The sequence below is a fragment of the Ideonella sp. genome (genome assembly GCF_044358605.1).
In the GTDB taxonomy this organism is placed as follows: domain Bacteria; phylum Pseudomonadota; class Gammaproteobacteria; order Burkholderiales; family Burkholderiaceae_C; genus Ideonella.
The window spans coordinates 28838-53622 of sequence record NZ_JBIKNQ010000035.1 but is presented as its reverse complement, the minus strand read 5'-3'; the positions used below and the strand labels follow the sequence as shown (position 1 = coordinate 53622).

The window sequence follows — 24785 nt, the reverse complement described above, 5'->3', positions numbered from 1 at the left end:
ACAACCATCGAATTCCTCAACGCGCCCTCAACCACCAGACCCCCATCGAGGCCCTGAAAAAATGGCACGCCTCACACCCCAAGCTCTTCACAAAACGTGTGAATGATCTCCCGGGGCTTGACAGCTATGCTCGCTACGCCAGCATGAAGGCTTAAACTCCAAAATCTTTGTCCATGAGTCACCCATCACCTTCTCAACCTCAAGCCTTGAATCGTCGAGGGGGCGTCATGCACTTCGTGTCGGGCGGCTTTTCTGGGTCAACCCAGGTTGCAATGGATTTGGTCATTGCCTCGACTGGTCCCGCTACCTTGGTATTGCGCCAAAAGCGTCAGACATCCATGATGCGAATCGCAGCACTGAGAGCCTCAGGCATTGATGTCAAATTGATACCCGGCTGGAGTCGCGCGATCAGCGTTTGGCACCTCGTAAATCTCTTGAAGCAACAGAGGCCCGACATTCTTGTTTCTCATGGATTCCCTGAGCATCTGATTGGACGCATCGCCGGCGTGTGGGCTAGAGTGCCACACTTGATCCAGGTCGAACACAACAGCCGAGAGCGATACTCACTCTGGTCAAGGCGCTTGGTGAATTGGCTGACACCACACACCGAGGCTTTCGTGGGATGTTCACAAGCAGTAAAGCAGTCACTGATCTCACAGGGACTTCCAGCCTCGAAGTGCTATGCCATACCAAACGGTATTCGTATACCTTCATCGCCGCCCTCACTAACTTCGCCTACACCAGAGCGCCGCCCAAACCTCTTGATGGTGGCTCGATTTGCCTCTCAAAAAGATCATTTGACACTGGTGAAAGGGCTCGCTCGACTAAGGGAGCTGTATGCGCTGACCCCGAATCTTGTGCTGGTCGGGGGCGGCAAAGAGAGATATAGACGGGCCACGCTGAAATCAGTCAAGGAGTTATGCCTCGAGGACCAAGTCGAGGTTCATGGCCCGCGTCAGGACGTGCGAGATATGATGCATCAATTCAAACTGCTTTGCCTGTCAAGTCACTACGAAGGCATGCCACTGACACTGATTGAAGGGATGGCTGCCGGATGTGCGGTTCTAGGCAGCCAAGTCTCAGGCATCAAAGAGTTGATCAAAGACGGTATAAATGGCACCTTAGTACCACCAGAGAATCCAGATGCTTGGGCGCACGCAATCGCCAAACACCTTCTAGACCCCGAGTGGTCTGGGCAGCTTGCGAAGGTGGGACAGAACGAAGCCATGAGCCAGTACAGTGTCGAATCAATGATCACGCTGTACGAAGCGCTGTTCAACAGCATACGGTCTCATTGAATGACTATCTCTATATACCTCATAAATCTGCCTAAAGACACGCAGAGAGCTGAAAGAATGACACGCCAAGTGGCGGCCTTGGGGTCAGGTCATGTTCTCCGTAAAGTAGATGCCGTCTATGGAAAACACTTGAGCGAAGAGGCGCGGAGTTCGTTCTACTCGGAAGGTCTAAACCGTCAACAATACCCACTGCCACTGGTCGCCGGAGAGATTGGGTGTTACGCGAGTCATCTCCTGGTGTGGCAAATGATCGCTGACGGTCAGGATGAGTGGGCCATGGTGTTAGAAGATGATGTCACTTTAGATCCCAAACTGGTGCCGATGTTGAACGCCATCGCTCAACTGCCTGCCCCATCATGGGACATGATCAAATTGCTAGGTCGGCAGAATGAGCAAGCATTGAAGTCTTGGCCCGTTGACGATCTCTCGCAACTGATTCGCTATCGGCGTGTTCCCAGCATGACTTCCGCTTATCTAGTGAGCCGCGAAGGAGCTCGAAAGCTTAGCCGAATACGCCGACCATTCGGTCGCCCGGTCGATGTCGATTTGCGATATTGGTGGGAAGTTCCTCTGATGATTTATGGGCTCTACCCTTACCCAGTGAGCCTCGATCAAACCTCGGATCAATCCACGATTGGGGAGCGTGATCGTGCTAGTGGTTTGGGCTACCGCTTGCGAAAGGTTGGGCTTCAGTTCAAGTACTCTGTGTCAAACTGGCTTCATGGTGTCGCACTTTCGAAGATCGCCCCTTATTCCATTCACAATAACGGACGGCCAATCAATTGACTCGAAACTCACTATTTGATTTTCTCATCGTCGGCGCCGGTTTTGCCGGTAGCGTGTGCGCCCGCCAGTTGGCTGACGCGGGGCGCCGGGTGCTCGTCATCGACAAGCGGCCGCATATCGGCGGCAACGCCTATGACTGCCTAGACGAGCATGGCGTGCTGATCCACCCCTATGGCCCCCATATCTTTCACACCAACAGCAAGCTGGTGTTCGAGTACCTCTCGCGCTTTACCGATTGGCGCTTTTACGAGCACCGCGTGTTGGCCAAAGTGGGCGAGCAGTTGGTACCGATCCCGATCAACCGCACGACGCTCAACAAGCTCTATGGCCTGAACCTGAGCGAGGAAGAGGCACAAGCCTATATCGAACGCGTGCGAGAGCCTCGGTCTCCCCTGAAGACCAGCGAAGACGTGGTGCTCAATTCGGTGGGCAGTGACCTGTGCGAAAAGTTCTTCCGGGGCTATACCCGCAAGCAATGGGGCCTGGATTTGAGCGAACTCTCGGCGGGCGTGGCGGCACGCATCCCAACGCGCACCAACGACGACGACCGCTATTTCTCAGACAGCTTCCAGTTCATGCCTGCACAGGGCTACACCCGCATGTTCGAAGCCATGCTGGCCCATCCCCTGATCACCGTGCAAACCAGTCAAGACTTCGAGTCTGTGCGCGACCTCTACCCCAGTGCACGCCTGGTCTACACCGGCCCCATCGACAGCTACTTCAAGCAATGCTTTGGCCCCCTGCCCTACCGCAGTCTGCGCTTTGCCCATGAACACTTGGCGCAAGAAGCAGCTTTCCAGGCCGTCGGCACGGTCAACTATCCCAACGACCATGCGTTCACGCGCATCACCGAGTTCAAGCACCTGACGGGGCAAGCGGCGGCGGGTACGTCGATTGTGAGGGAGTATCCGCAAGACGAAGGCGACCCGTACTACCCCGTGCCGCGCCCTGAGTCCGAGGCCTTGTTCAAGCGCTACGAGGCCTTGGCAGAACAAGAAACCCAGGTCACCTTTGTGGGGCGTTTGGCCCAGTATCGTTACTACAACATGGACCAGATCGTCGCGGCGGCCTTGAAGGCCAGCGAAGCCATTCTCAGTGGGACGGCGTGAAGATCTGTGTCGCCTCAAGCATGATCCATGCTGTTCATTGTCATTCCTGACCACGCCTTGATCCGGTTCTTGATGGAGCCTTTGCTCCAAGTGCCGAGTATCAAGATCATCGTCCAAACAAAGCCACCCAGAGGCGCACTTGCGACCTTGCTGCGTCTGTATGACTTCGCCTTGGGCATCAGACTTTCTCACTCGCTCTATCTGGGTGGCCAACTCACGCAGCAACTGAAAGCCATCACGCCAGACGACACCGTCCTGTTCTTTGCCATTGAGAATTTGAAGGAACTGCTGCTCATGCGCAGCTTTGTTCAAACGACCAAGCTCAATCTATGGCTCTGGAACCCGATTTCTAGCTTCCGAACCACCAAGTCGAGTCAGCAGAAGTATGTCGACCGGCTGCGCAAAGAGGGTATTGATGCGGCGACGTTTGATCCGCTGGATGCGCAACAGTTCGGCCTAAGGCTCCACAACCAAGTCTTTCGCAAAGTCCCACCAACTACTCAAGACGAGGTGCAGTTTGACGTGACCTTCGCGGGTGTAGACAAGGGTCGCCTTGAGAGGCTTGAACATTGGCACCACGTACTCACCCAAATGGGATGGCGTGTGCACATGCATGTGGTGGCGGACAAACGCAAGCACTATGCACTCAACGGCAACCTGCAAGTCACCCATCGATGGCTGGCCTACGAAGAGTACTTGGCCTTGGTGCAATCGTCAGCTTGTATCCTGGAGTTGCTACAGAGTGGCCAACAGGGCTTGACCCTGCGAGGGCTAGAAGCAGCTTTTCTCAACAAGAAGCTCATCACGGACAACCCCATCTACTTGGACACCCCTCTTTACAGTCCAGACCGCATCTTCATCTTGGGCAGAGATGATGAGACCATGCTCCCGGCGTTCCTGCGCAGCAGGCATCTGCCCCCTCCCCCTGAAGCACTCAGGCCATTTGATATTGCAGAGTGGATCAAGCTCTGGCAGGCCTGATCCGAGACAAGGTTCACTGTTCCAAATCAGCGCTCGCCAAGGATTGCACGCGCATCACGGGTAAACCTAGTCCGTATCAGCGATAATGCCAGATTCGCTGCAAGGTCAACTGAGCCTTATTGCGTCTCAGCATCTCTGCCGTGAGAGGGTGAAAAGCCCCATATCTATGGATTGCACAGGAAGGAGCACATTCTGGCCAAGGACGATCCCAAGACCGCCATCGACCCGGGCGGCCTACGTTACCGCTCAAAAGTAGCGGGTTCCCCATTTTCAGCAACTGGCGCTTTCGGCGCTGCCACGATGTCGTGCTTTTTGTGCGGCAAGCATCGGCCTCGCGCGCAACTGAAGTCGCGCAAGATTCTGGGCAAGTCCCAGGCCGTGTGCGCTCCGTCCTGCCGCGAACTTGACGCGGCCAAGGGCTGATACCTCCCAACAGGGCACCATTTGGTGCCCTGTGTCGCATTTCAATGCCCATTTTTCGATCTACCGGCACATGATCTGCCATGAATGAGCCGCTGCAGCCTCAAGACAGCGGTGAGCCCGTCCTCGACGAGGGCGAGCAGCGTCTCTCCCGCCGCGAGTTGGAACCCGTGATTGCTCGGATTCAGTCCTTGATGTCTTTTTGGGGCATCACGCTGGACGAGCTTGAGGCGCCAACCCCACCCCCACCGTCCCCTGCAGGGCCTTTGCCCATCAAGTATCGCCACCCCGTCAGCGGAGAAACCTGGGACGGCCAGGGCACGCACCCTGAGTGGTTACGACACGCCTTGCTGAAAGAAGGGCTACGGGTCGAAGAACTCAAGCCCGGCATTGCAGACAAGCAGCCTCCAGCGCCCTAACGCGCGAATGCGCCCACCAGAAGGCGCTTAAAAGTCTTTGCGGATGCGCTGCCCCTGCAGATTCAGCACCACCGCCTTGGGCTCAATGCGCTCCAGCACCAAGTCTGGGCCGAGTGCATCACCTTCACGCATCACTTGATCATTGATGATCACCATGCGTGCGCTTGGGTCTGTGGAGTGCATGGCACCACCCCAGGTCAGCTTGGCGAGCGTTTGCCGCTGGGCTGGCGTCATGTCTGCCCACTTCACAACGCGGTCGTTGGCAGAGGCTGCAGGCGAAGGTGCCTTAGCCACTTTGACTTTGACCGGCGGCGCTGGTGCCACCACTGCGGGCGCCAAAGGTGCAGGTGGCGGCGCAGGCGAGACTGACACCAGCGGGGGCGGAACCTGGCCTTGAGAAGCTGCCACAGAAGGCATCACAGGCACAGTCGCCACAACCCTATCTTCTTGCCCCTTGGGCATCGCGGGCCGCTCTGCGGTGACACCTGCGCGCCACAGCCACAGTCCAAGCCCTACAAGGCTCGCGAGCAAAAGCCCCATCACCCACCATCGGCCCGCAGACCACGTTTTAGCCGGCGTCTCTTGAGTGTTTGGCGCCCACGCTTGACTGCGCAAGCCAGGCACACTGCCCTGCTCGCGCTCGGCTTCGGCCTTCTTCAGCGCTTCTAAGATGTACGACATATTCAGCGTTCCCCGTCCAAGCGGGGCTCTTTGACCGCCATGGCGCGATTCAGCAGCATCAAGGTTTGAACATTGGCTTTGCCATCTGGGCGCAGGCCCTGGGCAGCCTGAAACGCGTAAAGGCCTGCACTGACGTCACCACCGGCACCAGATGCAGGCTTGGGCGCCACACCCAACTGGCGCAGCGCAGCCTGGATGCCTTGACTCGCAGTGGCATCGTCTCGCTGCGCCCAGGCCTCAGAGGTACGCCAAAGCGTGACGAAGTCACCGCGCCAATGGGGTGCCAAATCGACCCAACGTACCCATTGCTGGCCTTCTTTGTGCTGCACCAAGGCTTGGTCAGCCCGCAGCCCCCACAGCAAGACTTGGCCCTTCGTACCACTCTCGTCTTGCAACAGAAGCATCACAGGGCGGTCCAAGAGACGAATGAGTTGCGTGCTGCCGTGGGCGCGGAAACAGCGTAGGGACTGCGCCAGCACCTGCTCGCACACGTCTCCTTGACTGACCTGCCCCCCCCAACGCCCCACCAACAGCCCAAGCGGTGCGGCATCTTGCCGCCACCACAGGTCGCGTGAAGGCATTTGGCCGGATGCGGCCAGCATCAAGCGGCGTTGGGACTGCGCATCATCCACAGGCGCCACCACGGGAACAGAGGCCACCGACGGCACTTGCGGGGCCGATACAGGACGTGATGCAGACGATGCACTTTCCAGCGTCCCTTTGGGCATGGCCAGCGACGCGGTCGGCGGCGCCGTTTTGGAGGATAGACCCTGGCTATGCCACCACCACGCTGCAACAAGGCCCAGCAACAGCACACCAGCCCCAACACCCCAGAGTGCCCCTGAACGCCCGAGAGCACCGCGCTGCGAGGCCGTGGTCGCCAGCGGGCGAGCAAACACCTCCAACGCTGCCTTGTCGACCATGCTTCGATCGACGGTCATGCGGCCCAGCGCATAGGCGCCCAACAAGGCGCGGTCACACAATAAGTTGATGCGACGTGGCACGCCTTTGGTGAGCTGCTGTATGCGTACCAGGGCCCGCAGCTCAAAAGGCGATGGGCCTTGCCAGCCCGCTACCGAGAGACGATGCTGTACATACTGGTGCGTCTCGGCGGGCGACAAGGCCTCTAAGTGGAACTGGGCCACCACGCGCTGAGACAGCTGCTCCAACTCGGGTCTGGCCAGCATGTCGCGCAACTCGGGCTGACCAATCAGGATGATCTGCAAGAGCTTGCGCTCGGCCGTTTCCAAATTGGTGAGCAAGCGCAGTTGCTCCAGCACAGGGGCGCTGAGGTTCTGCGCCTCGTCGATGATCAGCAGGCAAGACCGTCCAGCCGCATGTTCTTGCAGCAGGAAAGTGTTGAGGGCATCCACCATGCCCTTGGTAGAACCCGGCGTGTGCACTGCGTCTGGCAGCCCCACACCAAACTCCTGGCAAACGGTCTGCAGCAACTCGTCCACCGTCAGGCTGGGGTTGAAGATATAGGCCACCGTGCACTGCGGAGGCAACTGCTCCAAGAAGCAGCGACACACCGTGGTTTTACCAGCGCCAATATCGCCGCTGAGCAGCACAAAGCCGCCGCCCGCACTCACGCCCCAAAGCAGATGCGCCAAGGCATCCCGGTGGCGCTCACTCATGTAGAGGTAGCGCGGGTCCGGTGCGATGGAGAAAGGGGCTTGGCTCAGCCCAAAAAACTTGGCGTACATGACAGGCAGGAGGATACCTTCCCGGCAGAGCGGGGTCTCCAGCAGGGCCTAAACTTGCTCGAACTTAAAGACCGCCACACTGGCCAGCAGATTGGGCCAAGTGCGGATCACTTCACCGCCACTCAGACCGAAGCTGTCGGTCACGGCCAATCCGTTTTTGCCCGCCAAGACTTCAAAGTCCGCAAAGGTGCTGACACGGATGTTGGGCGTGTCGTACCACTGGTAGGGCAAGGCCTTGGTCACCGGCATGCGCCCGCGCATCACGCTCAGCCGGTTGGGCCAATGGGCGAAGTTGGGAAAGCTGACGATGCCGATGCGGCCCACCCGCGCGGTCTCACGCAGCATGTGCTCGGTATTGCGCAGGTGCTGCAGGGTTTCCAGTTGCAGCACCACATCAAAACTGTGGTCGTCGAACAGCTTCAAGCCCTCTTCAAGGTTGAGCTGAATCACGTTCACGCCCCGCTGTGCGCAGGCCAGCACATTGGCGTCGTCGATCTCGATGCCATAGCCGGTACAGCCGCGATGCTGCTGCAGGTGAGCCAACAACTCGCCTTGCCCACAGCCCAAGTCCAGCACACGAGAGCCCTCGGGCACCAAGCGGGCGATGACTTCCAGGTCTTTGCGCTCACTCATCTTGGCCTCCAGTTTTCAAGCTGGCCGCAATGCGCTGGAAGTAAGCACGCATCACACCGTGGTAGCGCGGGTCCTCCAGCAGAAAAGCGTCGTGGCCATGGGGTGCATCGATCTCGGCGTAGCTCACGTCGATGCGGTTGTCCACTAGTGCCTTCACGATTTCACGTGAGCGTGCGGGTGAAAACCGCCAGTCGGTGGTGAAGCTCACCACCAGAAACTTGTGTTGGCGAGCAATGGCGAAAGCACGGGAGAGGTCTCCGCCGTGTTCACGCGCGGGGTCAAAGTAATCCAGGGCGCGGGTGATCAGCAAATAGGTATTGGCGTCAAAGTACTCGCTGAACTTATCGCCTTGGTGTCGCAAGTAGCTCTCAATCTGAAACTCAATGTCCTGGGTGGAATAGGCCGGCCCGCCCGCGCGCATGTCCCGCCCGAACTTGGCCTCCATCGAGTCATCACTCAAGTAAGTGATGTGGCCAATCATGCGTGCCACGCGCAAGCCGCGCTTCGGAACGACCCCATGCTCGTAGAAGTGCCCACCATGAAAATCCGGGTCGGTGATGATGGCGCGTCGGGCCACCTCGTTGAAGGCAATGTTCTGTGCGGACAAGTTGGGAGCGGTCGCCACCGCCACGCAGTAGCGCAGGCGTTCGGGGTAGCGCAGCGTCCAAGCCAGCGCCTGCATGCCGCCCAAGCTGCCGCCCAAAACAGCGGCCAATTGCCGAATGCCTAAGCGCTCAATCAACCGTGCTTGAGCATCCACCCAGTCTTCCACCGTCACTACCGGAAAGTCAGCCCCATAAGGCTTACCGGTTTGAGGGTTCAGGTGCATGGGGCCGGTCGAGCCGAAGCAGGAACCGAGGTTGTTGATGCCAATGACAAAGAAGTGATTGGTGTCCAGGGGCTTGCCAGGGCCGACCAAGTTGTCCCACCAGCCCTCGCTGCGCTCTTGCCCTGCGTATTCACCTGCCACATGGTGCGAGGCATTCAGCGCATGACAAACCAAGACCGCGTTGCTGGCGTCGGCATTCAGCGTGCCATAGGTTTCGTAGTGAAGTGTGTAGTTGCCCAGCGTCGCCCCGCTTCGAAGCGCAAGCGGCGTGTCGAAGGACATTTGCTGAGGCAAGACAGTGCCAACTGAGGCCATGACGGACATCCTGAACCTGACAAAAAACCCGGCGCCGCAAAGATGGCGGACACCGGGTTGATCGGATGTCCCTCTTTAGCGGCATTTATTGAAGCGCCCGCAATCCGGAACAAATCGGCGCTGAATGAGGCGTGAGTATAAGCAATGCGCGGCCCTTTGGGCCTCATGCGCTCAATGACTATAGGCGCTGATGGCGTCGTTCAAGCGCACGCTCTGCAGCTTGAGACTCTCCGCCGCCGCCGCTGATTGCTCGACCAGCGCGGCGTTTTGCTGGGTCATGCGGTCCAGTTCTGACACCGCTTGCCCCACTTGGCTGATCCCGGAGTTTTGCTCCTTGGATGCCACAGAAATCTCTGCAATCAACTCTGAGACTTGACGGACATGCTGGACGATGTCCTCCATGGTGTGCCCCGCTTGGTCCACAAGCTTGGCACCACCCTCCACTTTGTCAGCGCTGCTGGTGATGAGCTGCTTGATCTCTTTGGCCGCTGCCGCACTGCGCTGAGCCAGGGTTCTCACCTCGGCCGCCACCACCGCAAAGCCACGCCCTTGCTCGCCGGCTCTGGCGGCTTCTACTGCAGCGTTAAGGGCGAGGATATTGGTCTGGAACGCGATGCCGTCGATCACCCCGATGATGTCCGCGATACGACGAGAGCTGGCGGTGATGTCACTCATCACACTCACGACCTGCCCCACAAGGTCACCGCCGGCCGAGGCCACTTGGCGCGCCGTGGCGGCCAGCGTGGTGGCTTGGACAGCGGAGTCGGCGTTGTGTTTGACCGTAGAGCTGATCTGCTCCATGGCCGACGCGGTTTGCTCCAGGTTGGACGCGGCTTGCTCGGTGCGTGCGCTCAGGTCGGCGTTACCGGAGGCAATCTCTTGGCTGGCCACTTTCATGCCCGAAGCCTGCTCACCCACATCGTCGATCAAGGAACGCAGGTTCAGTGCCGCTTGGTTGATGGACCTCAAGACCATGCCCACCTCATCGACACGATCGAGTGCAACACCTGTGCCGCCTTGTCCAGACGCCACTTCTTGGGCCTCCTTCTGCACCAACTGCATGGCCGTGGAAATCTGTGATTGCAACCAGAACGTGGCCAGCATCATCACCAACACAGCCAGCGCGGAGGCTTGCAAGGCCAGCGCTGTGGGGCACAACGCAAACAGACCGGCGCACATGAGCAAGGCGGAGCCGAACGTCGCCATCCGAATGCGCGTGGCCAGGGATGCCGTCTTCAAGATCGTCAAAAAAGCCAAGCCGCCGCGGCGAACCCAGATACCTTGGTGCAGCCTCCAGGCCCCCTGCCTGCCTTGGCGCATGCGCGCATAGAGCGTCTCGGCCTGCTGAACCTCCTCACGCATGGGCGTGGTGCGAACGGACATATAGCCTTTGAGTTGGCCTTGGCGCCGCACAGGCGCTGCGTTGGCCCGGACCCAGTAGTGGTCGCCGTCCTTACGGCGATTCTTCACCAAAGCCGTCCAGGAACGCCCTGCCTTAAGCGTCGCCCACATGTCTGCAAAAGCTTCGGGTGGCATGTCCGGATGCCGAACCATATTGTGCGGTTGGCCCAGCAGCTCGTCACGCTCGTAGCCGCTGACCTCGATGAAGGCCGCATTGGCATAGGTGATGCGGCTGTCCACATCGGTCGTGGACATCAAGGTCTGCCCTGGAGCCAAGGCGTACTCTCGTTGGCTGACAGGCTGGTTATCGCGCATGCGAAAGTCTCCAGAAGCTATGGACGTCAAAGTGCAAGGCGCATGCAACCGTCAACGCCCGCGCACCGGAGCAAGACACCTCTGTGCCGAATTGTCCGCAGGTCTGTCACTACGTGCTCGATGGAATCGGACCGCCCCAAGCCTGCATCTTTGGGCACCGAAAGCCGCGGGGGAATGAAAAAAGCCACCCGAAGGTGGCCTTTTTGACATCCAGCGAAAGCTTAGCGCTGAGCGATGGGCTTGACGTCGCGAGAGGCTGAGCCCACAAACAACTGACGTGGACGACCGATCTTGTACTCGGGGTCGCCGATCATTTCGTTCAACTGGGCAATCCAGCCCACGGTACGTGCCAGGGCGAAGATGGCCGTGAACAGCGGCACGGGGATGCCGATGGCGCGCTGCACGATGCCAGAGTAGAAGTCCACGTTCGGGTAGAGCTTGCGGGCGACGAAGTATTCGTCTTCCAGCGCAATCTTTTCCAGCTCCATCGCCAGCTTGAACATCGGGTCGTTGTGCAGGCCCAGTTCGTTCAACACTTCGTGGCAGGTCTCGCGCATCAGCTTGGCGCGCGGGTCGTAGTTCTTGTAGACGCGGTGGCCAAAACCCATCAGCTTCACGCCAGAGTTCTTGTCCTTGACCTGCTTGATGAACTCGCCGATCTTGGCCACGCCACCCTGGTTTTGGATGTCGGCCAGCATGTTCAGGCAGGCCTCGTTGGCGCCGCCATGAGCCGGGCCCCACAGGCAGGCCACGCCCGCAGCGATGGCGGCAAACGGGTTGGTGCCCGAAGAGCCGCACAGACGCACGGTCGAGGTCGAAGCGTTCTGCTCGTGGTCGGCGTGCAGGGTGAAGATACGGTCCATGGCGCGCACCAGCACGTCATTGGGCTTGTAGTCTTCGCACGGCGTAGCGAACATCATGCGCATGAAGTTGCCTGCGTAGGACAGGTCATTCTTCGGGTAGATGTAGGGCTGCCCAACGGTGTACTTGTAGGCCATCGCCACGAGCGTGGGCATCTTGGCGATCAGACGGATCGCGGCGATTTCACGGTGCTCGGGGTTATTGATGTCGGTGCTGTCGTGATAGAAAGCCGACAGAGCGCCCACCAAGCCGGTCATCACGGCCATCGGGTGTGCATCACGGCGGAAGCCACGCAGGAAGAACTGCATCTGCTCGTTGACCATGGTGTGATTCGTCACACGGGCCACGAAGTCTTCTTTTTGCGACGGGTTGGGCAGCTCTCCGTACAGCAGCAGGTAGCAGGTCTCGAGGTAGTCGCAATTCACGGCCAACTGCTCGATGGGGTAGCCGCGATACAGCAACTCGCCCTTGTCGCCATCAATGTAGGTGATGGTCGAGTTGCAAGACGCGGTGGACAGGAAGCCGGGGTCGTAGGTGAACTTACCGGTTTGGCCGTAGAGCTTGCGGATGTCGATCACGTCGGGGCCAATGGTGCCCTTGTAGATCGGCAGGTCCATGGCGGGGCTGCCGTCAGAGAACGACAGGGTGGCTTTCACGTCAGACGGGGTCATCGTCGAGTCCTTTCTAAGAATGCGTTGTTCAACCGGGCTGGCGAAGGAGTGCAAGCACTTCCCGCACCTCGGCCCGGTCGAGGTCGCCCTCAGGTTCCTTCCGCGCAAGCAGCAGGTCCAAGAGGTCGTTATCGGCCAGGTCCATCAAAAGCTGAAGGCCTTCCACCTGAGCCAGCGTGAGGCTGTGCTCATACCGGCGGAAGAACCGTTCGACAAACAGATCGTTTTCAAGCAAACCCCGACGGCAACGCCATTTCAGGCGGCTGACATCGGTGGGATTCAGAGACGCAGTGTCCATGCCTAGGCTTGCTTGAAATTGACCGCTCGCGCTTTACACCGCACGACGGACCATCAATTCCTTGATCTTGCCGATGGCCTTGGTGGGGTTCAGACCCTTGGGGCAGACATCGACACAGTTCATGATGGTGTGGCAGCGGAACAGACGGTACGGGTCTTCGAGGTTGTCGAGACGGGCGTTGGTGTCTTGGTCGCGGCTATCCGCGATGAAGCGATAGGCCTGCAGCAAGCCGGCCGGGCCCACGAACTTGTCGGGGTTCCACCAGAAGCTGGGGCAGCTGGTCGAGCAGCTCGCGCACAAGATGCACTCGTACAGGCCGTCTAACTCTTCGCGCTCTTCAGGAGACTGCAGGCGCTCCTTCTCAGGGGGGCGCTCGTCATTCACCAGATAGGGCTTGATCGAGTTGTACTGCTTGAAGAACTGGGTCATGTCCACGATCAGGTCGCGAACCACCGGCAGGCCAGGCAGAGGGCGCAGCACCACGGTTTGTGGCAGCGTACGCATATTGGTCAGGCAGGCCAGGCCATTCTTGCCATTGATGTTCATCGCGTCCGAGCCGCACACGCCTTCACGGCAAGAGCGACGGAAGGACAAGGTGGGGTCTACAGCCTTGAGCTTGACCAGGGCGTCCAGCAGCATGCGTTCGTTGCCATCGAGTTCGATCTCGATGGTCTGCATGTAAGGCTTGGCGTCCTTATCAGGGTCGTAGCGATAGATTTGGAAAGTGCGCTTATCAGCCATGTTGCTTATCCTCTCGCTGCGATCAGAAAGTACGAACCTTGGGCGGCACCGACTCAACGGTCAGCGGCTGCAGGTTGACGGGCTTGTAGTCCAGGCGGTCGCCTTCGGAGTACCACAGCGTGTGCTTCATCCAATTCGCGTCATCGCGGTTCGGGAAATCGTCGTGCGCGTGGGCACCGCGGCTCTCGGGGCGAGCGGCCGCAGAGATCATGGTGGCCTTGGCCGCTTCGATCAGGTTCTCGACTTCGAGAGCTTCGATGCGCGCGGTGTTGAACACCTTGGAGTTGTCCTTCAAGCCAATCGACTTGACGCGCTCAGCCACTTGCTTGATAGCGGTGACGCCCTCGTCCATCATCTTCTGGGTGCGGAACACACCAGCATGCTTCTGCATGGTCGAGCGAATGTCGTTGGCCACATCCTGGGCGTACTCACCGTTCTTGGCCGAATCCAGGCGCGCCAGGCGGGCCAGGGTTTGGTCGGCGGCATCGGCGGGCAGTGGCTTGTGGCTCTTCTGCTTCAGGCTGCTTGCCACAATGTGGTTGCCAGCAGCACGACCGAAGACGATCAGATCCAACAAGGAGTTGGTACCCAAGCGATTGGCGCCGTGCACCGACACGCAGGAGCACTCGCCCACCGCATACAGGCCATTGACCACGTCGTTGTGCTTGCCATTGCGCGGGATCACCACCTGACCATTGACGTTGGTGGGGATACCACCCATCTGGTAGTGGATGGTCGGCACCACGGGGATAGGCTCCTTGGTGATGTCGACGTTGGCAAAGTTATGGCCAATCTCGAACACCGAAGGCAGACGCTTCATGATGGTGTCCGCACCCAGGTGGGTCATGTCTAGCAGCACGTAGTCCTTGTTGGGACCGCAACCGCGACCTTCCTTGATCTCCTGGTCCATGGAGCGCGAGACGAAGTCACGCGGTGCCAAGTCCTTCAGGGTGGGGGCATAGCGCTCCATGAAGCGCTCGCCGTTGGCGTTGCGCAAGATCGCGCCTTCGCCACGGCAACCTTCGGTCAGCAGCACGCCGGCACCGGCCACGCCGGTGGGGTGGAACTGCCAGAACTCCATGTCTTCCAGCGGGATGCCTGCGCGAGCAGCCATGCCCAAACCGTCACCGGTGTTGATGAAGGCATTGGTCGAAGCAGCGAAGATGCGACCCGCGCCGCCCGTCGCCATCAGCACAGTCTTGGCTTCCAAGATGTGCAGACCGCCGGTTTCCATTTCCAGGGCGGTCACGCCACAAACGTCGCCTTCTTGGTCGCGGATCAGGTCCAGCGCCATCCACTCCACGAAGAAGTTGGTGCGGGCCTTGACGTTTTGCTGGTAGAGCGTGTGCAACAACGCGTGGCCAGTGCGGTCCGCCGCAGCGCAGGCACGCTGCACGGGCTTCTCGCCGTAATTGGCCGTGTGGCCACCGAAGGGGCGCTGATAGATGGTGCCGTCTGGGTTGCGGTCAAACGGCATCCCGAAGTGCTCAAGCTCGTAGACGACCTTGGGCGCTTCGCGGCACATGAATTCAATCGCGTCTTGGTCGCCCAGCCAGTCTGAGCCCTTGACGGTATCGAAGAAGTGATAGTGCCAGTTGTCTTCCGACATATTGCCCAGTGAGGCGCCAATGCCGCCCTGCGCCGCCACGGTGTGCGAGCGGGTGGGGAAGACTTTGGACAGCACAGCCACGTTCAGGCCGGCCAAGGAGAGTTGCAGCGAGGCGCGCATGCCGGAGCCGCCAGCCCCGACGATGACAACGTCAAACTTGCGCTTGGTGATATTGCTAGTCATATTGTTTCTCTCAAGCGCGTCACAGACGCCACAGAACTTGGATGGCCCAACCGGCGCAGCCGACCAGCCAGACGATGGAGAACACCTGCAGCACCAGGCGCAGGCCCACCGGCTTGACGTAATCCATCCAAATGTCGCGCACGCCCACCCAGGCGTGGTAGGCCAAGGAGAGGATGACGACGAAGGTCAAGACCTTCATCCACTGTGCCGAGAAGATACCGGCCCATTTGTCATAGCCAATCTCGCCGGGCATCAGCACTTGCGCCAGCACGACAACGGTAAACAGCGCCATCAACACAGCCGTCACGCGCTGGGCCAGCCAGTCGCGGAAGCCATAGCCCGCACCAACAACGATGCGCTTTGATCCGTAATTCACTGCCATGGGGTTGCTCCTCAATACAGGCCGAACAGCTTGGCGCCCAGGGCCAGCGTCAGCAGAGTGCCCAGCGCCAAGGTGACGATGGCGGAAGACTTGCCTTGCTCTTTGGAGACGCTGTGGGTGGCGTCCATCCACAGATGGCGAACACCGGCGATGAAGTGGTGCAAGTAGCCCCACAGAATGGCCAAGGTCACCAGTTTCACGAACCAGGCCGGTGCAACACCGATGCCTGCCGTGTAGGCATTGCGGAAGACTTCGAACGAGATCTCTGAGGTCACGCTCTTGTCGAACAGCCAAATGATGAAAGGCAACAAGAGGAACAGAATTGCTCCGCTGATGCGGTGAAGGATAGAGACGATGCCCGCCGGGGGAAGCCGGTAGTTGGGCAGATCCGAAAGCGCATTGATATTGCGGAATTCCGGACGCGTCTTGAGCGTGTTTGCCATGGGTCGGTCCTTGTTGTGGTCGCTCGGGAAGTAATCGCGATGAAACCTGAGGATTTTATTGCATCGCAGCAAGCTTTCAGGGGCCTTGCCACATCAGACGTTGCAGCTATTTGCGCAAGCTCACTGCAACTCATTTCTGTAGTAGTGCGCCAAGGTGTTGTAGAGCCCGCGCCTCAACTCAACAGGTTTATCTCCGTAGGTGTGAGAGAGGCGCTCTACGCTTAACAAGGGCGACGCCATCGGCACTTGCATCAACTCAGCCGTTGACGCATCAGCGGCCACCGCCCTGATCTTCTCTTCGGCACGGATCATCCGCACCCCAAAATCCGTTTCAAAAAGACCATACATCGGTCCTGCGTATTGACTCAAACGTTCCGCCGTCAGCCCCTTGAACAAGCCTGAAGGCAGCCAAATTTCGTCCAACACCACCGGTTGGCCATTGCGCGACAAGGTTCGACGCACCAGCAAAGCACTTTCACCCGCCTTCAAACCCAAGGCCTTGGCCACATCTTGCGGGGCGCGCATGCGCTTACAGTCCAAAAACCGTCGCGCCATGCCGCTGGCAGGCCCGGCGTCGGGCGTCAGGCGCAAAAAACGATACTGTGTGTTCTCTTCGGCATGTGTCGCAACGAATGTGCCCTTGCCCTGCCGACGCACCAATAAATTCTCTGTCGCCAGCTCATCAATGGCTTTGCGTACCGTACCTTGGCTCACACGATAGCGCGCAGCCAATTCCACCTCACTGGGAATGGCCTCTCCGGGTTTCCAGTCTCCACTTTGCAGACTGCGTACCAACAAAGCCTTGATCTGCTGATACAAAGGGCTGAAGGCTGGGCCAGCAGGCAAGGCCGGTTCAGCATCAGGCAAGTCAGGGGGTAAAGCAGCAGGCATGGGGCGGGATTGCAGCACATCCCCAATGGGCTCGTCCAGACTTATCCGATTGATGTCTTATATAAGACATAAGAATATTGACACTCCTCGGGTTGACCCTTAGACTGCCCGCTACACTCACGTGTTCGTCTCCTAGCCGGGTTCATGCCGGTGTCAGCCTGCTTAGCGATACTGCGCAGCGCCGACGCCCACCGAATACCTGCGCGGTATGCGTCTCACTTTCCCCCACTTCCCGGAGTTATCACCATGAGCAAGAAACCCGTTCGCGTGGCCGTCACTGGCGCCGCTGGTCAAATCGGCTATGCCCTGTTGTTCCGCATTGCCTCTGGCGAAATGCTGGGCAAGGACCAACCCGTCATCCTGCAACTGCTGGAGATTCCGGACGAGAAGGCCCAGAACGCGCTCAAGGGCGTGATCATGGAACTGGAAGACTGCGCATTCCCGCTGCTGGCTGGCATCGAAGCCCACGCTGACCCCATGACCGCCTTCAAGGACACCGACTACGCCCTGTTGGTGGGTGCACGTCCCCGCGGCCCTGGCATGGAGCGCGCCGACCTGTTGGCTGCCAACGCCCAGATCTTCACCGCCCAGGGCAAGGCCCTGAACGCCGTGGCCTCGCGCAATGTGCGCGTGCTGGTGGTCGGCAACCCTGCCAACACCAACGCCTACATCGCCATGAAGTCGGCCCCCAACCTGCCGGCCAAGAACTTCACCGCCATGCTGCGCCTGGACCACAACCGCGCTGCCAGCCAAATCGCCTCCAAGATCGGCTGCGCCGTGGGCGACATCGAGAAGCTGGCCGTGTGGGGCAACCACTCGCCCACCATGTACGCCGATTACCGTTTCGCCACGGTCAATGGCAAGTCGGTCAAGGACACCATCAACGACCACGACTGGAACGCCAACACCTTCTTGCCCACCGTGGGCAAGCGTGGCGCTGCCATCATTGCCGCTCGCGGTCTGTCCTCGGCCGCCTCGGCTGCTAACGCCGCCATCGACCACATGCGCGACTGGGCCTTGGGCACCAACGGCAAGTGGGTCACCATGGGCATTCCGTCCAATGGCGAATACGGCATCCCCAAGGAAGTCATGTTCGGCTATCCCGTCACCTGCGAAGGCGGCGAGTACAAGATCGTCGAGGGCTTGCCTATCGATGCCTTCTCGCAAGAGTGCATCAACAAGACCCTGGCTGAGCTCGAAGGCGAGAAAGACGGCGTCAAGCACCTGCTCTGATCCGCACTTTCAGCACTCAAGGTGTTAGATTGAAAGGCTGCCCACGGGCAGCCTTTTCTCATTCTTAGATGCACAAACTGAAGCATTCACCATGTCTGCGCTAACCCCTCCTCACTTGGCCCTGGTCGAAGAAGGCCCCGCCGCCCCCGACCTGCCCGTCTGCGACCACTACTGCGGCGTCGAAGCCCGCATGCGCAAGAGCCTGGAGCTGCAGGCCGAGTGGGGCCCCGTGTTTGACGTGACGCTGGATGGTGAAGATGGGGCGCCAGTGGGCGGCGAGGTGGAACACGCCCACCTGATGGCCGAATTACTGACCTCACCCCTGAATGCGCACGGGCGTGTCGGTGCACGCGTGGTGCCCGCCTCGCATCCTGCATTTGAAGCCATGCTGGAGGTTTTGATTCCCAAGGCCGGTCACCGCATGGCGTACCTGATGATCCCCAAGCCAGACGGCCTGGCGGATATTCAGCGGGCCGCGGACGTGGTTGACGCCTTGAGCAAAGCCTCAGGGCTCGCCCGCCGCATTCCCTTGCATGCACTGGTTGAAACCCATGGTGCGCTGCAGTCCGTCCACAGCCTTGCGGCTCACCCACGTCTAGAGTCGCTGTCATTTGGCCTCATGGACTTCGTATCCGCACACCGCGGCGCCATTCCTCAAAGTGCTATGGGCGCTGTGGGGCAGTTTGAACACCCCTTGGTGCTGCGGGCCAAGCTGGAGATTGCTGCCGCCTGCCATGCCCACGCCAAAGTGCCATCGCATTGCGTGGTCACCGAATTCAAGGACCAAGCCGCCTTGAAGGCCGCGGCGCTGCAAGCTTCGCAGCGCCTGGGCTACACCCGGATGTGGAGTATCCACCCCGACCAGATCCGCACCATCGTCGAAGCCTTCACGCCCAGCGCCAGCGAGATTGAGCAAGCCGCCGAGATCCTGCTGGCCGCCCAGATCGCGCAGTGGGGGCCTATCCGCCACCAACATCAGGGCCGAGAACAACTGCACGACCGCGCCAGTTACCGTTACTTCTGGCAAGTGCTGCAACGTGCGCATCGCACATCATTCGCGCATGGACCCCGGCTTCCCGCTGAAGTTCAGGCCTTTTTCAAGCATCTGGACTGAGCGACCGCCCCTATGCTGGTCACGTTCCGTCACAGTGGCAGGCGCTGCGCTGGTGACAATGCACCTTGAGACATGAATTGGAGACTTTGAATGAATCGTCATTTCTTTGCTGCCGTCACAACCTTGACCTTGGCGGCCCTGCTGGGTGCCACCGCTGCAGGTGCGGCAGAGCCCGTCAAGAGAGCTGCGGCCAAAGCCAAGCCCGTGAAGGCCGCCAAGGCCGAGCCCCCCTTGCCGACCGCTGAAGGTGAGCAACTGGCCGCCGCAGCCATGACTCACTTTGGTGAGTACCAGTGCGAGCAAAGCAAATCGGTTCAAGTCGCCATGAACCCCAAGTTTGAGGGCTATATCGATGTGCTGTTTGGCAAGCAGCGTTGGACCATGAGGCCCGTGCTGTCCTCGACCGGCGCCTTGCGCCTGGAAGATGTCAAAGGCCAGACCCTGATGCTGCAAATCGCGCACAAGTCCATGCTCATGGACGTCAAGGTCGGCCGGCGCCTGGTGGACGAATGCGTTCATGAGAAGCAAGCCCAGGCCAAGGCCGAGGCGCAAGGGCAGCCCGCCGCCCCATCCATGATGGGCAATTGAGCCCCAAACCCCGCACATCCAGACAAGGCGTCTCCACGGAGGCGCCTTTTTCTTGGCCCTTGCCCCTGCCACTCACTCGGACACAGGCTCTGGTGTCAGGATGCGCGGACCACAATCTCCCCCGCCAAGATACAGAGACAGGGCTTGGCAAGTCTTATATAAGATATAAAATACGGTAGATACCCTGATCTTCACTCACTGCCCCTCAGGAGCTTAGACATGCTGCAAGCCTATCGCCAACATGCCGCCGAACGCGCCGCGCTCGGTATCCCGCCGCTGCCCCTTGACGCCAAGCAGGTCGCCGCCCTGATCGAGCTGATCAAGACCCCCCCGGCTGGCGAAGATGCTTTCTTGTTGGACTTGCTGACCCACCGCGTGCCCCCGGGCGTGGATGACGCCGCCAAGGTCAAGGCCAGCTTCCTGGCCGCCGTGGCGCATGGTGACGTGAAGGTTGGTTTGATCTCCAAAGCCAAGGCCACCGAGTTGCTAGGCACCATGGTGGGCGGCTACAACGTCCACCCCCTGATCGAGCTGCTGGACGACGCCGAAGTGGCAGGCGTGGCTGCTGAAGCCCTGAAGAAAACCTTGTTGATGTTTGATTACTTCAACGACGTGGCTGCCAAGGCCAAGGCGGGTAATGCCAAGGCTCAGGAAGTGATGCAGAGCTGGGCCAATGCCGAGTGGTTCACCAGCCGCCCTGAAGTCCCCAAGACCATCACCGTCACCGTCTTCAAGGTGCCCGGCGAAACCAATACCGACGACCTGTCGCCCGCCCCGGACGCCACCACGCGTCCGGACATTCCCATGCACTATCTGGCCATGCTGAAGAACACCCGCCCCGACGCGGCGTTCAAGCCCGAAGAAGACGGCAAGCGCGGCCCGATGCAGTTCATCGAAGACCTGAAGAAAAAGGGTAACTTGGTGGCCTATGTGGGCGACGTGGTGGGCACCGGTTCTAGCCGCAAATCTGCCACCAACAGCGTCATCTGGGCCACCGGCCAAGACATCCCCTTTGTGCCGAACAAGCGCTTTGGTGGTGTGACCCTGGGCGGCAAGATCGCCCCGATCTTCTTCAACACTCAAGAAGACTCGGGCTCGCTGCCCATTGAAGTCGATGTCAGCAAGCTGGAAATGGGCGACGTCATCGACGTGCTGCCCTACGACGGCAAGTTGGTGAAGAACGGCACCACGGTGGCCGAGTTCAAGCTGAAGAGCGATGTGCTGTTTGACGAGGTGCGCGCCGGTGGCCGTATCAACCTCATCATCGGCCGCAGCCTGACCGCCAAGGCCCGTGAGTTCCTGGGCTTGCCTGCCTCCACCTTATTCCGCCTGCCCTCCGTGCCTGCAGCCACCAAGGCTGGGTTCACCTTGGCGCAAAAGATGGTCGGCCGCGCTGTGGGCCTGCCCGAAGGTCAAGGCGTGCGCCCTGGCACCTACTGCGAGCCCCGCATGACCACGGTTGGCAGCCAAGACACCACTGGCCCGATGACCCGCGACGAGTTGAAGGACTTGGCTTGCCTGGGCTTCTCGGCCGACTTGGTGATGCAATCCTTCTGCCACACCGCCGCTTACCCCAAGCCTGTGGACGTGAAGACCCACCGCGAGCTGCCCGCCTTCATCTCCAACCGGGGCGGCGTGTCGCTGCGCCCAGGGGATGGCGTGATCCACTCTTGGCTCAACCGCCTGCTGCTGCCTGACACCGTGGGCACCGGTGGCGACAGCCACACCCGCTTCCCCATCGGCATCTCCTTCCCCGCGGGTTCAGGCTTGGTGGCTTTCGGTGCTGCCACCGGCGTGATGCCGCTGGACATGCCTGAGTCGGTGCTGGTGCGCTTCAAGGGCCAGATGCAACCCGGCGTCACCTTGCGTGACCTGGTGCATGCCATTCCGCTGTACGCCATCAAGGCCGGTCTCTTGACGGTTGCCAAGGCCGGCAAGATCAACGCCTTCTCCGGCCGCATCCTCGAAATCGAAGGCCTGCCTGACCTGAAGGTGGAACAAGCTTTTGAATTGAGCGACGCATCGGCTGAGCGTTCCGCTGCGGGTTGCACCATCAAGCTGAACAAGGCTCCGGTACAGGAATACCTGAACTCGAACATCGTTCTGATGAAGAACATGATCGCTGACGGCTATGCCGACGCCAAGACCCTGCAGCGCCGCATTGAGAAGGTCGAAGCCTGGTTGGCCAACCCGCAATTGCTGGAAGCCGACAAGGACGCCGAGTACGCGGCCGTGATCGAAATCGACCTGGCCGACATCAAGGAGCCCATCGTCTGCTGCCCCAACGACCCGGACGATGCCAAGTTCCTGTCTGAAGTCGCCGGCACCAAGATCGACGAAGCCTTCATCGGCTCTTGCATGACCAACATCGGCCACTTCCGCGCTGCGGCCACGGTGTTGGGCGGTGCCCGTGACATCCCGGTCAAGCTTTGGATTGCACCGCCCACCAAGATGGACGAGAGCGAGCTGATCAAAGAAGGCCACTACGCCACCTTCGGCTCTGCCGGTGCCCGCACCGAAATGCCTGGTTGCAGCCTGTGCATGGGCAACCAAGCGCAAGTGCGCGAAGGCGCTACGGTGATCTCCACCTCGACCCGTAACTTCCCCAACCGTTTGGGCAAGAACACCAACGTGTTCTTGGGCTCCGCCGAGCTGGCTGCTGTGGCCTCTAAACTGGGCAAGTTGCCCACCAAGGAAGAGTACTTGACGGCCACCGGCGTGATCACCACCAAGTCGGGCGAGATCTACAAGTACATGAACTTCGACCAGATCGAAGAGTACGTGGATAACGCCAAGGGCGTGACCGCCTGAGTGCACCATCAGGCTCCATGATGATCGGCCCTTCGGGGCCGATTTTTTTGGCCGGCCAACGCCGATGCTGAAGAGAGTGATTTGACGGCGGCAAGCCACTTCTGTACAGTCTGTACATACTTTGAGGGCGTGCGCCATGACCAAACCCAAACCCTACGGCCTGGAACAGGCTAGGGCGCAACTGCCGCAAATCGCCTCCGAGGCGGTGGCTGGCTACACCAGCGTCATCACCCGGCACGGCAAACCCGTGGCCGTGGTCTTGCCCGTCAGCACTTGGGAAGCGCAGCAACACGCCAACCGCCCTCGCGCAAGCCTGCTGGCCCTGCGTGGCACGGGCCGCGGCCTCTGGCCCCAAGGCGCTTCCACTGCGGTGGCTGAACTGCGCCATGAGTGGTAGCCAACGATCGAGGTCGGCCCCGACCGTGTGGGGTGGTCTGCCCCCAGGCAGCACAGTCTTGGTGGATACGGCACCGTGGATTTACCTGCTGCAAGACCACCCTGACTTTGCCCCCAGATTTGCGGGCCTATTTGAAGCCGCGGAAGCGGGCACGCTGCGCTTGGCCCTGACCCCCATCACCCTGGCCGAGGTCTTGAGCGGCCCCCACAAAGCCGGCCAAACCGCCTTGGCTGCGCGCTACGAGCAAGCTCTGACCCAGTTTGAATGGGTCAACCTCTCACCCGCCATCGCCAATCTAGCGGCCCAATTGCGGGCGCGTTATGGACTGAAACTGCCGGATGCTTTGCAACTCGCCGCCGCACTCGACATTGGCGCCGCCGCCTTGGTGACCCACGACCGAGATTTTTCCAAGGTCGAGGGGCTACCCGTCCTCTACGGCGCGTGAACACCCAATCGCTAGCCATGACAAACTTTGATCTCCCAACCCTGCTGCGCGCCCACCGCTCCATCCGCGCTTTCAAGCCCGCCGATGTGCCGCCCGCCATGTTGGACAGCTTGCTGCAAGCCGCCATCCTCGGCAGCTCCAGCTCGGGCAACCTCAACACCTATGCGGTGATCGAGACACGGGATGTAGGCCGCAAAACGGAGTTGTTCCGCCTGCATGGTGAGCAAGAGATGATCTTGCAAGCTCCAGTGATGCTGACCTTTTGCGCGGAGGCCAGGCGCACGCGCGACTGGCTAGCGCGGCACGAAGCGCGAGACAACTTCAACAACTTCCACGGCTTCTTGGTGGCCGCGTTTGACGCGATGATCTTGGCGCAAAGCATGGCGCTGGCCTGTGAGGCCCAAGGCTTGGGCATTTGCTACTTGGGCACCACCTTGAACGCAGCGCCAAAGATCGCTCACTTCCTAGAGCTGCCGCCGGGCACCTTGCCAGTCACAAGCTTGGTGCTGGGGTGGCCCGATGAGAGCCCCGAGCCGCGCGACCGACTGCCCCTAGCGGCCTACCTGCATCGCGAACGTTACCAACGCGCCGGGCCTGCCGAGATTGACGACCTCTATGCCCAGCGTGACCAGCGCGGCCTGCAGCGCTACCAAAGCCTGAGCGCCGATGCGCGCCAACGCTGGGCCGAGCACGGCATCACCTCACTCGCACAGTTCTACACCTCGGAGCTGAAGTACTCGCCCGTCGCCATGCAGGGCATCTCGCGCGAGCTGCTGGCCCTGTTAGAGCAACACGACTTCATGAACAACGGGTGATCAGCCCAAGCAAGCCTACTTCTGTTCATTCAGCAGTTGCTCGGCCGTCTTGTTGCGCTGATTGGCGCGGTCCTTGAGCGCCCCACCGAAAGCTTCACTGGGCGTCGGCGCAGGTGCTGGCGCAGGGGCCGGTGCAGGTGGACGGGGCGCAGCAACAGCGGGCGTGCTGCTGGCCACATTGGGGGTGCCGCTGGCCAGTGGCACCGTGCCCGAGGCCTGAGTGCTTGAACTGGCATTCTGGTCTGCGGCCAACTCTGCAGCCAAGGGCATCAACAAACGAGCGGTGGGGTTGGTCATGGATAGCTTTCGCAACAAGGAAAGCCCATGCTAGAAACGCCAGCCCCACCTGTCTGCGTGCCAGCCCACACAAGGCGAAAGCGGATGCGCGGCCTCATGAAAGCCGCAGCGCT

At 60.0% G+C, this 24785-nt stretch carries 26 protein-coding genes and 1 riboswitch; of the genes, 13 read left to right on the top strand and 13 right to left on the bottom strand.

Going from position 1 to position 24785, the window contains the following annotated elements; translation table 11 throughout:
* The first annotated feature begins 173 nt into the window (after positions 1–173).
* From ACIQ3Q_RS13500 to ACIQ3Q_RS13475, 6 genes are all read left to right on the top strand, one after another.
* A complete protein-coding gene (locus tag ACIQ3Q_RS13500; protein ID WP_396269627.1) occupies positions 174–1298 on the top strand; it encodes a glycosyltransferase in 1125 nt (374 codons plus the stop codon).
* Entirely contained in the window at positions 1299–2084 is a 786-nt protein-coding gene (locus tag ACIQ3Q_RS13495; protein WP_396269625.1) for a glycosyltransferase family 25 protein, read from the top strand.
* Complete coding sequence (glf, locus tag ACIQ3Q_RS13490; RefSeq protein WP_396269624.1) at positions 2081–3193, top strand: UDP-galactopyranose mutase; 1113 nt, start codon at positions 2081–2083, stop codon at positions 3191–3193. The genes ACIQ3Q_RS13495 and glf overlap by 4 nt, the downstream gene beginning before the upstream one ends.
* A gap of 69 nt (positions 3194–3262) precedes the next feature.
* Entirely contained in the window at positions 3263–4174 is a 912-nt protein-coding gene (locus ACIQ3Q_RS13485; protein WP_396269623.1) for a hypothetical protein, read from the top strand.
* A gap of 192 nt (positions 4175–4366) precedes the next feature.
* On the top strand, positions 4367–4597 hold the full coding sequence (locus ACIQ3Q_RS13480; protein WP_246498668.1) for a hypothetical protein: 231 nt from the start codon (positions 4367–4369) through the stop codon (positions 4595–4597).
* Between the two features lie 80 nt (positions 4598–4677).
* Positions 4678–5013 carry an H-NS histone family protein gene (locus tag ACIQ3Q_RS13475; protein ID WP_396269622.1) on the top strand — a complete coding sequence of 112 codons (336 nt, stop codon included), beginning with the start codon at positions 4678–4680 and terminating at the stop codon, positions 5011–5013.
* A gap of 27 nt (positions 5014–5040) precedes the next feature.
* Here ACIQ3Q_RS13475 and ACIQ3Q_RS13470 read toward each other — a convergent pair whose 3' ends face one another.
* The 12 genes from ACIQ3Q_RS13470 to ACIQ3Q_RS13415 form a co-directional block, all read right to left on the bottom strand.
* On the bottom strand, positions 5041–5421 hold the full coding sequence (locus ACIQ3Q_RS13470) for a general secretion pathway protein GspB (RefSeq protein ID WP_396269621.1): 381 nt from the start codon (positions 5419–5421) through the stop codon (positions 5041–5043).
* Positions 5422–5696: 275 nt separating this feature from the next.
* A complete protein-coding gene (locus ACIQ3Q_RS13465) occupies positions 5697–7400 on the bottom strand; it encodes an ExeA family protein (protein ID WP_396269620.1) in 1704 nt (567 codons plus the stop codon).
* A 48-nt stretch (positions 7401–7448) separates the two neighbouring features.
* Positions 7449–8033 (bottom strand): methionine biosynthesis protein MetW, encoded by a 585-nt coding sequence (gene metW / locus ACIQ3Q_RS13460; RefSeq protein ID WP_396269619.1) that lies wholly within the window; start codon positions 8031–8033, stop codon positions 7449–7451.
* On the bottom strand, positions 8026–9177 hold the full coding sequence (locus ACIQ3Q_RS13455; RefSeq protein ID WP_396269618.1) for a homoserine O-acetyltransferase: 1152 nt from the start codon (positions 9175–9177) through the stop codon (positions 8026–8028). The genes metW and ACIQ3Q_RS13455 overlap by 8 nt, the downstream gene beginning before the upstream one ends.
* A 54-nt stretch (positions 9178–9231) precedes the next feature.
* Positions 9232–9308: riboswitch (SAM riboswitch) on the bottom strand.
* Positions 9309–9348: 40 nt separating this feature from the next.
* Positions 9349–10893: a methyl-accepting chemotaxis protein gene (locus tag ACIQ3Q_RS13450; protein ID WP_396269617.1), complete on the bottom strand. Its 1545-nt coding sequence runs from the start codon at positions 10891–10893 to the stop codon at positions 9349–9351.
* A 221-nt stretch (positions 10894–11114) separates the two neighbouring features.
* Positions 11115–12425, bottom strand: a complete 1311-nt coding sequence (gltA, locus tag ACIQ3Q_RS13445) for a citrate synthase (protein ID WP_396269616.1) — start codon at positions 12423–12425, stop codon at positions 11115–11117.
* Positions 12426–12453: 28 nt separating this feature from the next.
* Positions 12454–12723, bottom strand: coding sequence for a succinate dehydrogenase assembly factor 2 (locus ACIQ3Q_RS13440; RefSeq protein WP_396269615.1), 270 nt, complete (start codon positions 12721–12723; stop codon positions 12454–12456).
* 33 nt (positions 12724–12756) lie between these two features.
* On the bottom strand, positions 12757–13464 hold the full coding sequence (locus tag ACIQ3Q_RS13435) for a succinate dehydrogenase iron-sulfur subunit (protein ID WP_396269614.1): 708 nt from the start codon (positions 13462–13464) through the stop codon (positions 12757–12759).
* 22 nt (positions 13465–13486) lie between these two features.
* Positions 13487–15256 carry a succinate dehydrogenase flavoprotein subunit gene (sdhA, locus tag ACIQ3Q_RS13430; RefSeq protein WP_396269613.1) on the bottom strand — a complete coding sequence of 590 codons (1770 nt, stop codon included), beginning with the start codon at positions 15254–15256 and terminating at the stop codon, positions 13487–13489.
* A gap of 19 nt (positions 15257–15275) precedes the next feature.
* Positions 15276–15638: a succinate dehydrogenase, hydrophobic membrane anchor protein gene (gene sdhD / locus ACIQ3Q_RS13425; protein WP_396269612.1), complete on the bottom strand. Its 363-nt coding sequence runs from the start codon at positions 15636–15638 to the stop codon at positions 15276–15278.
* An 11-nt stretch (positions 15639–15649) separates the two neighbouring features.
* Complete coding sequence (sdhC, locus tag ACIQ3Q_RS13420; RefSeq protein WP_210807845.1) at positions 15650–16081, bottom strand: succinate dehydrogenase, cytochrome b556 subunit; 432 nt, start codon at positions 16079–16081, stop codon at positions 15650–15652.
* Positions 16082–16201: 120 nt separating this feature from the next.
* Positions 16202–16972, bottom strand: coding sequence for a GntR family transcriptional regulator (locus ACIQ3Q_RS13415; RefSeq protein WP_396269611.1), 771 nt, complete (start codon positions 16970–16972; stop codon positions 16202–16204).
* Between the two features lie 246 nt (positions 16973–17218).
* Between ACIQ3Q_RS13415 and ACIQ3Q_RS13410 the strand changes: the two genes are divergently transcribed.
* From ACIQ3Q_RS13410 to ACIQ3Q_RS13380, 7 genes are all read left to right on the top strand, one after another.
* The gene (locus ACIQ3Q_RS13410) at positions 17219–18205 is read left to right on the top strand and encodes a malate dehydrogenase (protein WP_396269610.1); all 987 of its coding nucleotides are present in this window, start codon (positions 17219–17221) and stop codon (positions 18203–18205) included.
* 91 nt (positions 18206–18296) lie between these two features.
* Positions 18297–19319: an HpcH/HpaI aldolase/citrate lyase family protein gene (locus tag ACIQ3Q_RS13405; protein ID WP_396269609.1), complete on the top strand. Its 1023-nt coding sequence runs from the start codon at positions 18297–18299 to the stop codon at positions 19317–19319.
* A gap of 90 nt (positions 19320–19409) precedes the next feature.
* A complete protein-coding gene (locus ACIQ3Q_RS13400) occupies positions 19410–19907 on the top strand; it encodes a hypothetical protein (RefSeq protein WP_396269608.1) in 498 nt (165 codons plus the stop codon).
* A gap of 219 nt (positions 19908–20126) precedes the next feature.
* The gene (gene acnB / locus ACIQ3Q_RS13395) at positions 20127–22718 is read left to right on the top strand and encodes a bifunctional aconitate hydratase 2/2-methylisocitrate dehydratase (RefSeq protein WP_396269607.1); all 2592 of its coding nucleotides are present in this window, start codon (positions 20127–20129) and stop codon (positions 22716–22718) included.
* Between the two features lie 136 nt (positions 22719–22854).
* The gene (locus ACIQ3Q_RS13390) at positions 22855–23115 is read left to right on the top strand and encodes a type II toxin-antitoxin system Phd/YefM family antitoxin (RefSeq protein ID WP_396269606.1); all 261 of its coding nucleotides are present in this window, start codon (positions 22855–22857) and stop codon (positions 23113–23115) included.
* Entirely contained in the window at positions 23105–23560 is a 456-nt protein-coding gene (locus ACIQ3Q_RS13385) for a type II toxin-antitoxin system VapC family toxin (RefSeq protein WP_396269605.1), read from the top strand. Before ACIQ3Q_RS13390 ends, ACIQ3Q_RS13385 begins: the two co-directional genes overlap by 11 nt.
* Before the next feature lie 17 nt (positions 23561–23577).
* Complete coding sequence (locus tag ACIQ3Q_RS13380; protein WP_396269604.1) at positions 23578–24375, top strand: nitroreductase family protein; 798 nt, start codon at positions 23578–23580, stop codon at positions 24373–24375.
* Positions 24376–24390: 15 nt separating this feature from the next.
* Here the strand turns inward: ACIQ3Q_RS13380 and ACIQ3Q_RS13375 are convergent, their stop codons facing one another.
* The gene (locus ACIQ3Q_RS13375) at positions 24391–24672 is read right to left on the bottom strand and encodes a hypothetical protein (RefSeq protein WP_396269603.1); all 282 of its coding nucleotides are present in this window, start codon (positions 24670–24672) and stop codon (positions 24391–24393) included.
* Between the last annotated feature and the right edge of the window lie 113 nt (positions 24673–24785).

Bases quoted from the DNA above. Each gene is read 5' to 3' on its own strand.
- metW (WP_396269619.1), bottom strand. From the start codon at position 8,033: ATGAGTGAGCGCAAAGACCTGGAAGTCATCGCCCGCTTGGTGCCCGAG.
- ACIQ3Q_RS13415 (WP_396269611.1), bottom strand. From the start codon at position 16,972: ATGCCTGCTGCTTTACCCCCTGACTTGCCTGATGCTGAACCGGCCTTG.
- ACIQ3Q_RS13435 (WP_396269614.1), bottom strand. From the start codon at position 13,464: ATGGCTGATAAGCGCACTTTCCAAATCTATCGCTACGACCCTGATAAG.
- gltA (WP_396269616.1), bottom strand. From the start codon at position 12,425: ATGACCCCGTCTGACGTGAAAGCCACCCTGTCGTTCTCTGACGGCAGC.
- ACIQ3Q_RS13450 (WP_396269617.1), bottom strand. From the start codon at position 10,893: ATGCGCGATAACCAGCCTGTCAGCCAACGAGAGTACGCCTTGGCTCCA.
- ACIQ3Q_RS13405 (WP_396269609.1), top strand. From the start codon at position 18,297: ATGTCTGCGCTAACCCCTCCTCACTTGGCCCTGGTCGAAGAAGGCCCC.
- ACIQ3Q_RS13400 (WP_396269608.1), top strand. From the start codon at position 19,410: ATGAATCGTCATTTCTTTGCTGCCGTCACAACCTTGACCTTGGCGGCC.
- sdhC (WP_210807845.1), bottom strand. From the start codon at position 16,081: ATGGCAAACACGCTCAAGACGCGTCCGGAATTCCGCAATATCAATGCG.
- ACIQ3Q_RS13475 (WP_396269622.1), top strand. From the start codon at position 4,678: ATGAATGAGCCGCTGCAGCCTCAAGACAGCGGTGAGCCCGTCCTCGAC.
- acnB (WP_396269607.1), top strand. From the start codon at position 20,127: ATGCTGCAAGCCTATCGCCAACATGCCGCCGAACGCGCCGCGCTCGGT.
- ACIQ3Q_RS13500 (WP_396269627.1), top strand. From the start codon at position 174: ATGAGTCACCCATCACCTTCTCAACCTCAAGCCTTGAATCGTCGAGGG.
- sdhD (WP_396269612.1), bottom strand. From the start codon at position 15,638: ATGGCAGTGAATTACGGATCAAAGCGCATCGTTGTTGGTGCGGGCTAT.
- ACIQ3Q_RS13440 (WP_396269615.1), bottom strand. From the start codon at position 12,723: ATGGACACTGCGTCTCTGAATCCCACCGATGTCAGCCGCCTGAAATGG.
- ACIQ3Q_RS13495 (WP_396269625.1), top strand. From the start codon at position 1,299: ATGACTATCTCTATATACCTCATAAATCTGCCTAAAGACACGCAGAGA.
- ACIQ3Q_RS13390 (WP_396269606.1), top strand. From the start codon at position 22,855: ATGACCAAACCCAAACCCTACGGCCTGGAACAGGCTAGGGCGCAACTG.
- ACIQ3Q_RS13385 (WP_396269605.1), top strand. From the start codon at position 23,105: ATGAGTGGTAGCCAACGATCGAGGTCGGCCCCGACCGTGTGGGGTGGT.
- ACIQ3Q_RS13380 (WP_396269604.1), top strand. From the start codon at position 23,578: ATGACAAACTTTGATCTCCCAACCCTGCTGCGCGCCCACCGCTCCATC.
- ACIQ3Q_RS13465 (WP_396269620.1), bottom strand. From the start codon at position 7,400: ATGTACGCCAAGTTTTTTGGGCTGAGCCAAGCCCCTTTCTCCATCGCA.
- ACIQ3Q_RS13410 (WP_396269610.1), top strand. From the start codon at position 17,219: ATGAGCAAGAAACCCGTTCGCGTGGCCGTCACTGGCGCCGCTGGTCAA.
- ACIQ3Q_RS13455 (WP_396269618.1), bottom strand. From the start codon at position 9,177: ATGGCCTCAGTTGGCACTGTCTTGCCTCAGCAAATGTCCTTCGACACG.
- ACIQ3Q_RS13375 (WP_396269603.1), bottom strand. From the start codon at position 24,672: ATGACCAACCCCACCGCTCGTTTGTTGATGCCCTTGGCTGCAGAGTTG.
- sdhA (WP_396269613.1), bottom strand. From the start codon at position 15,256: ATGACTAGCAATATCACCAAGCGCAAGTTTGACGTTGTCATCGTCGGG.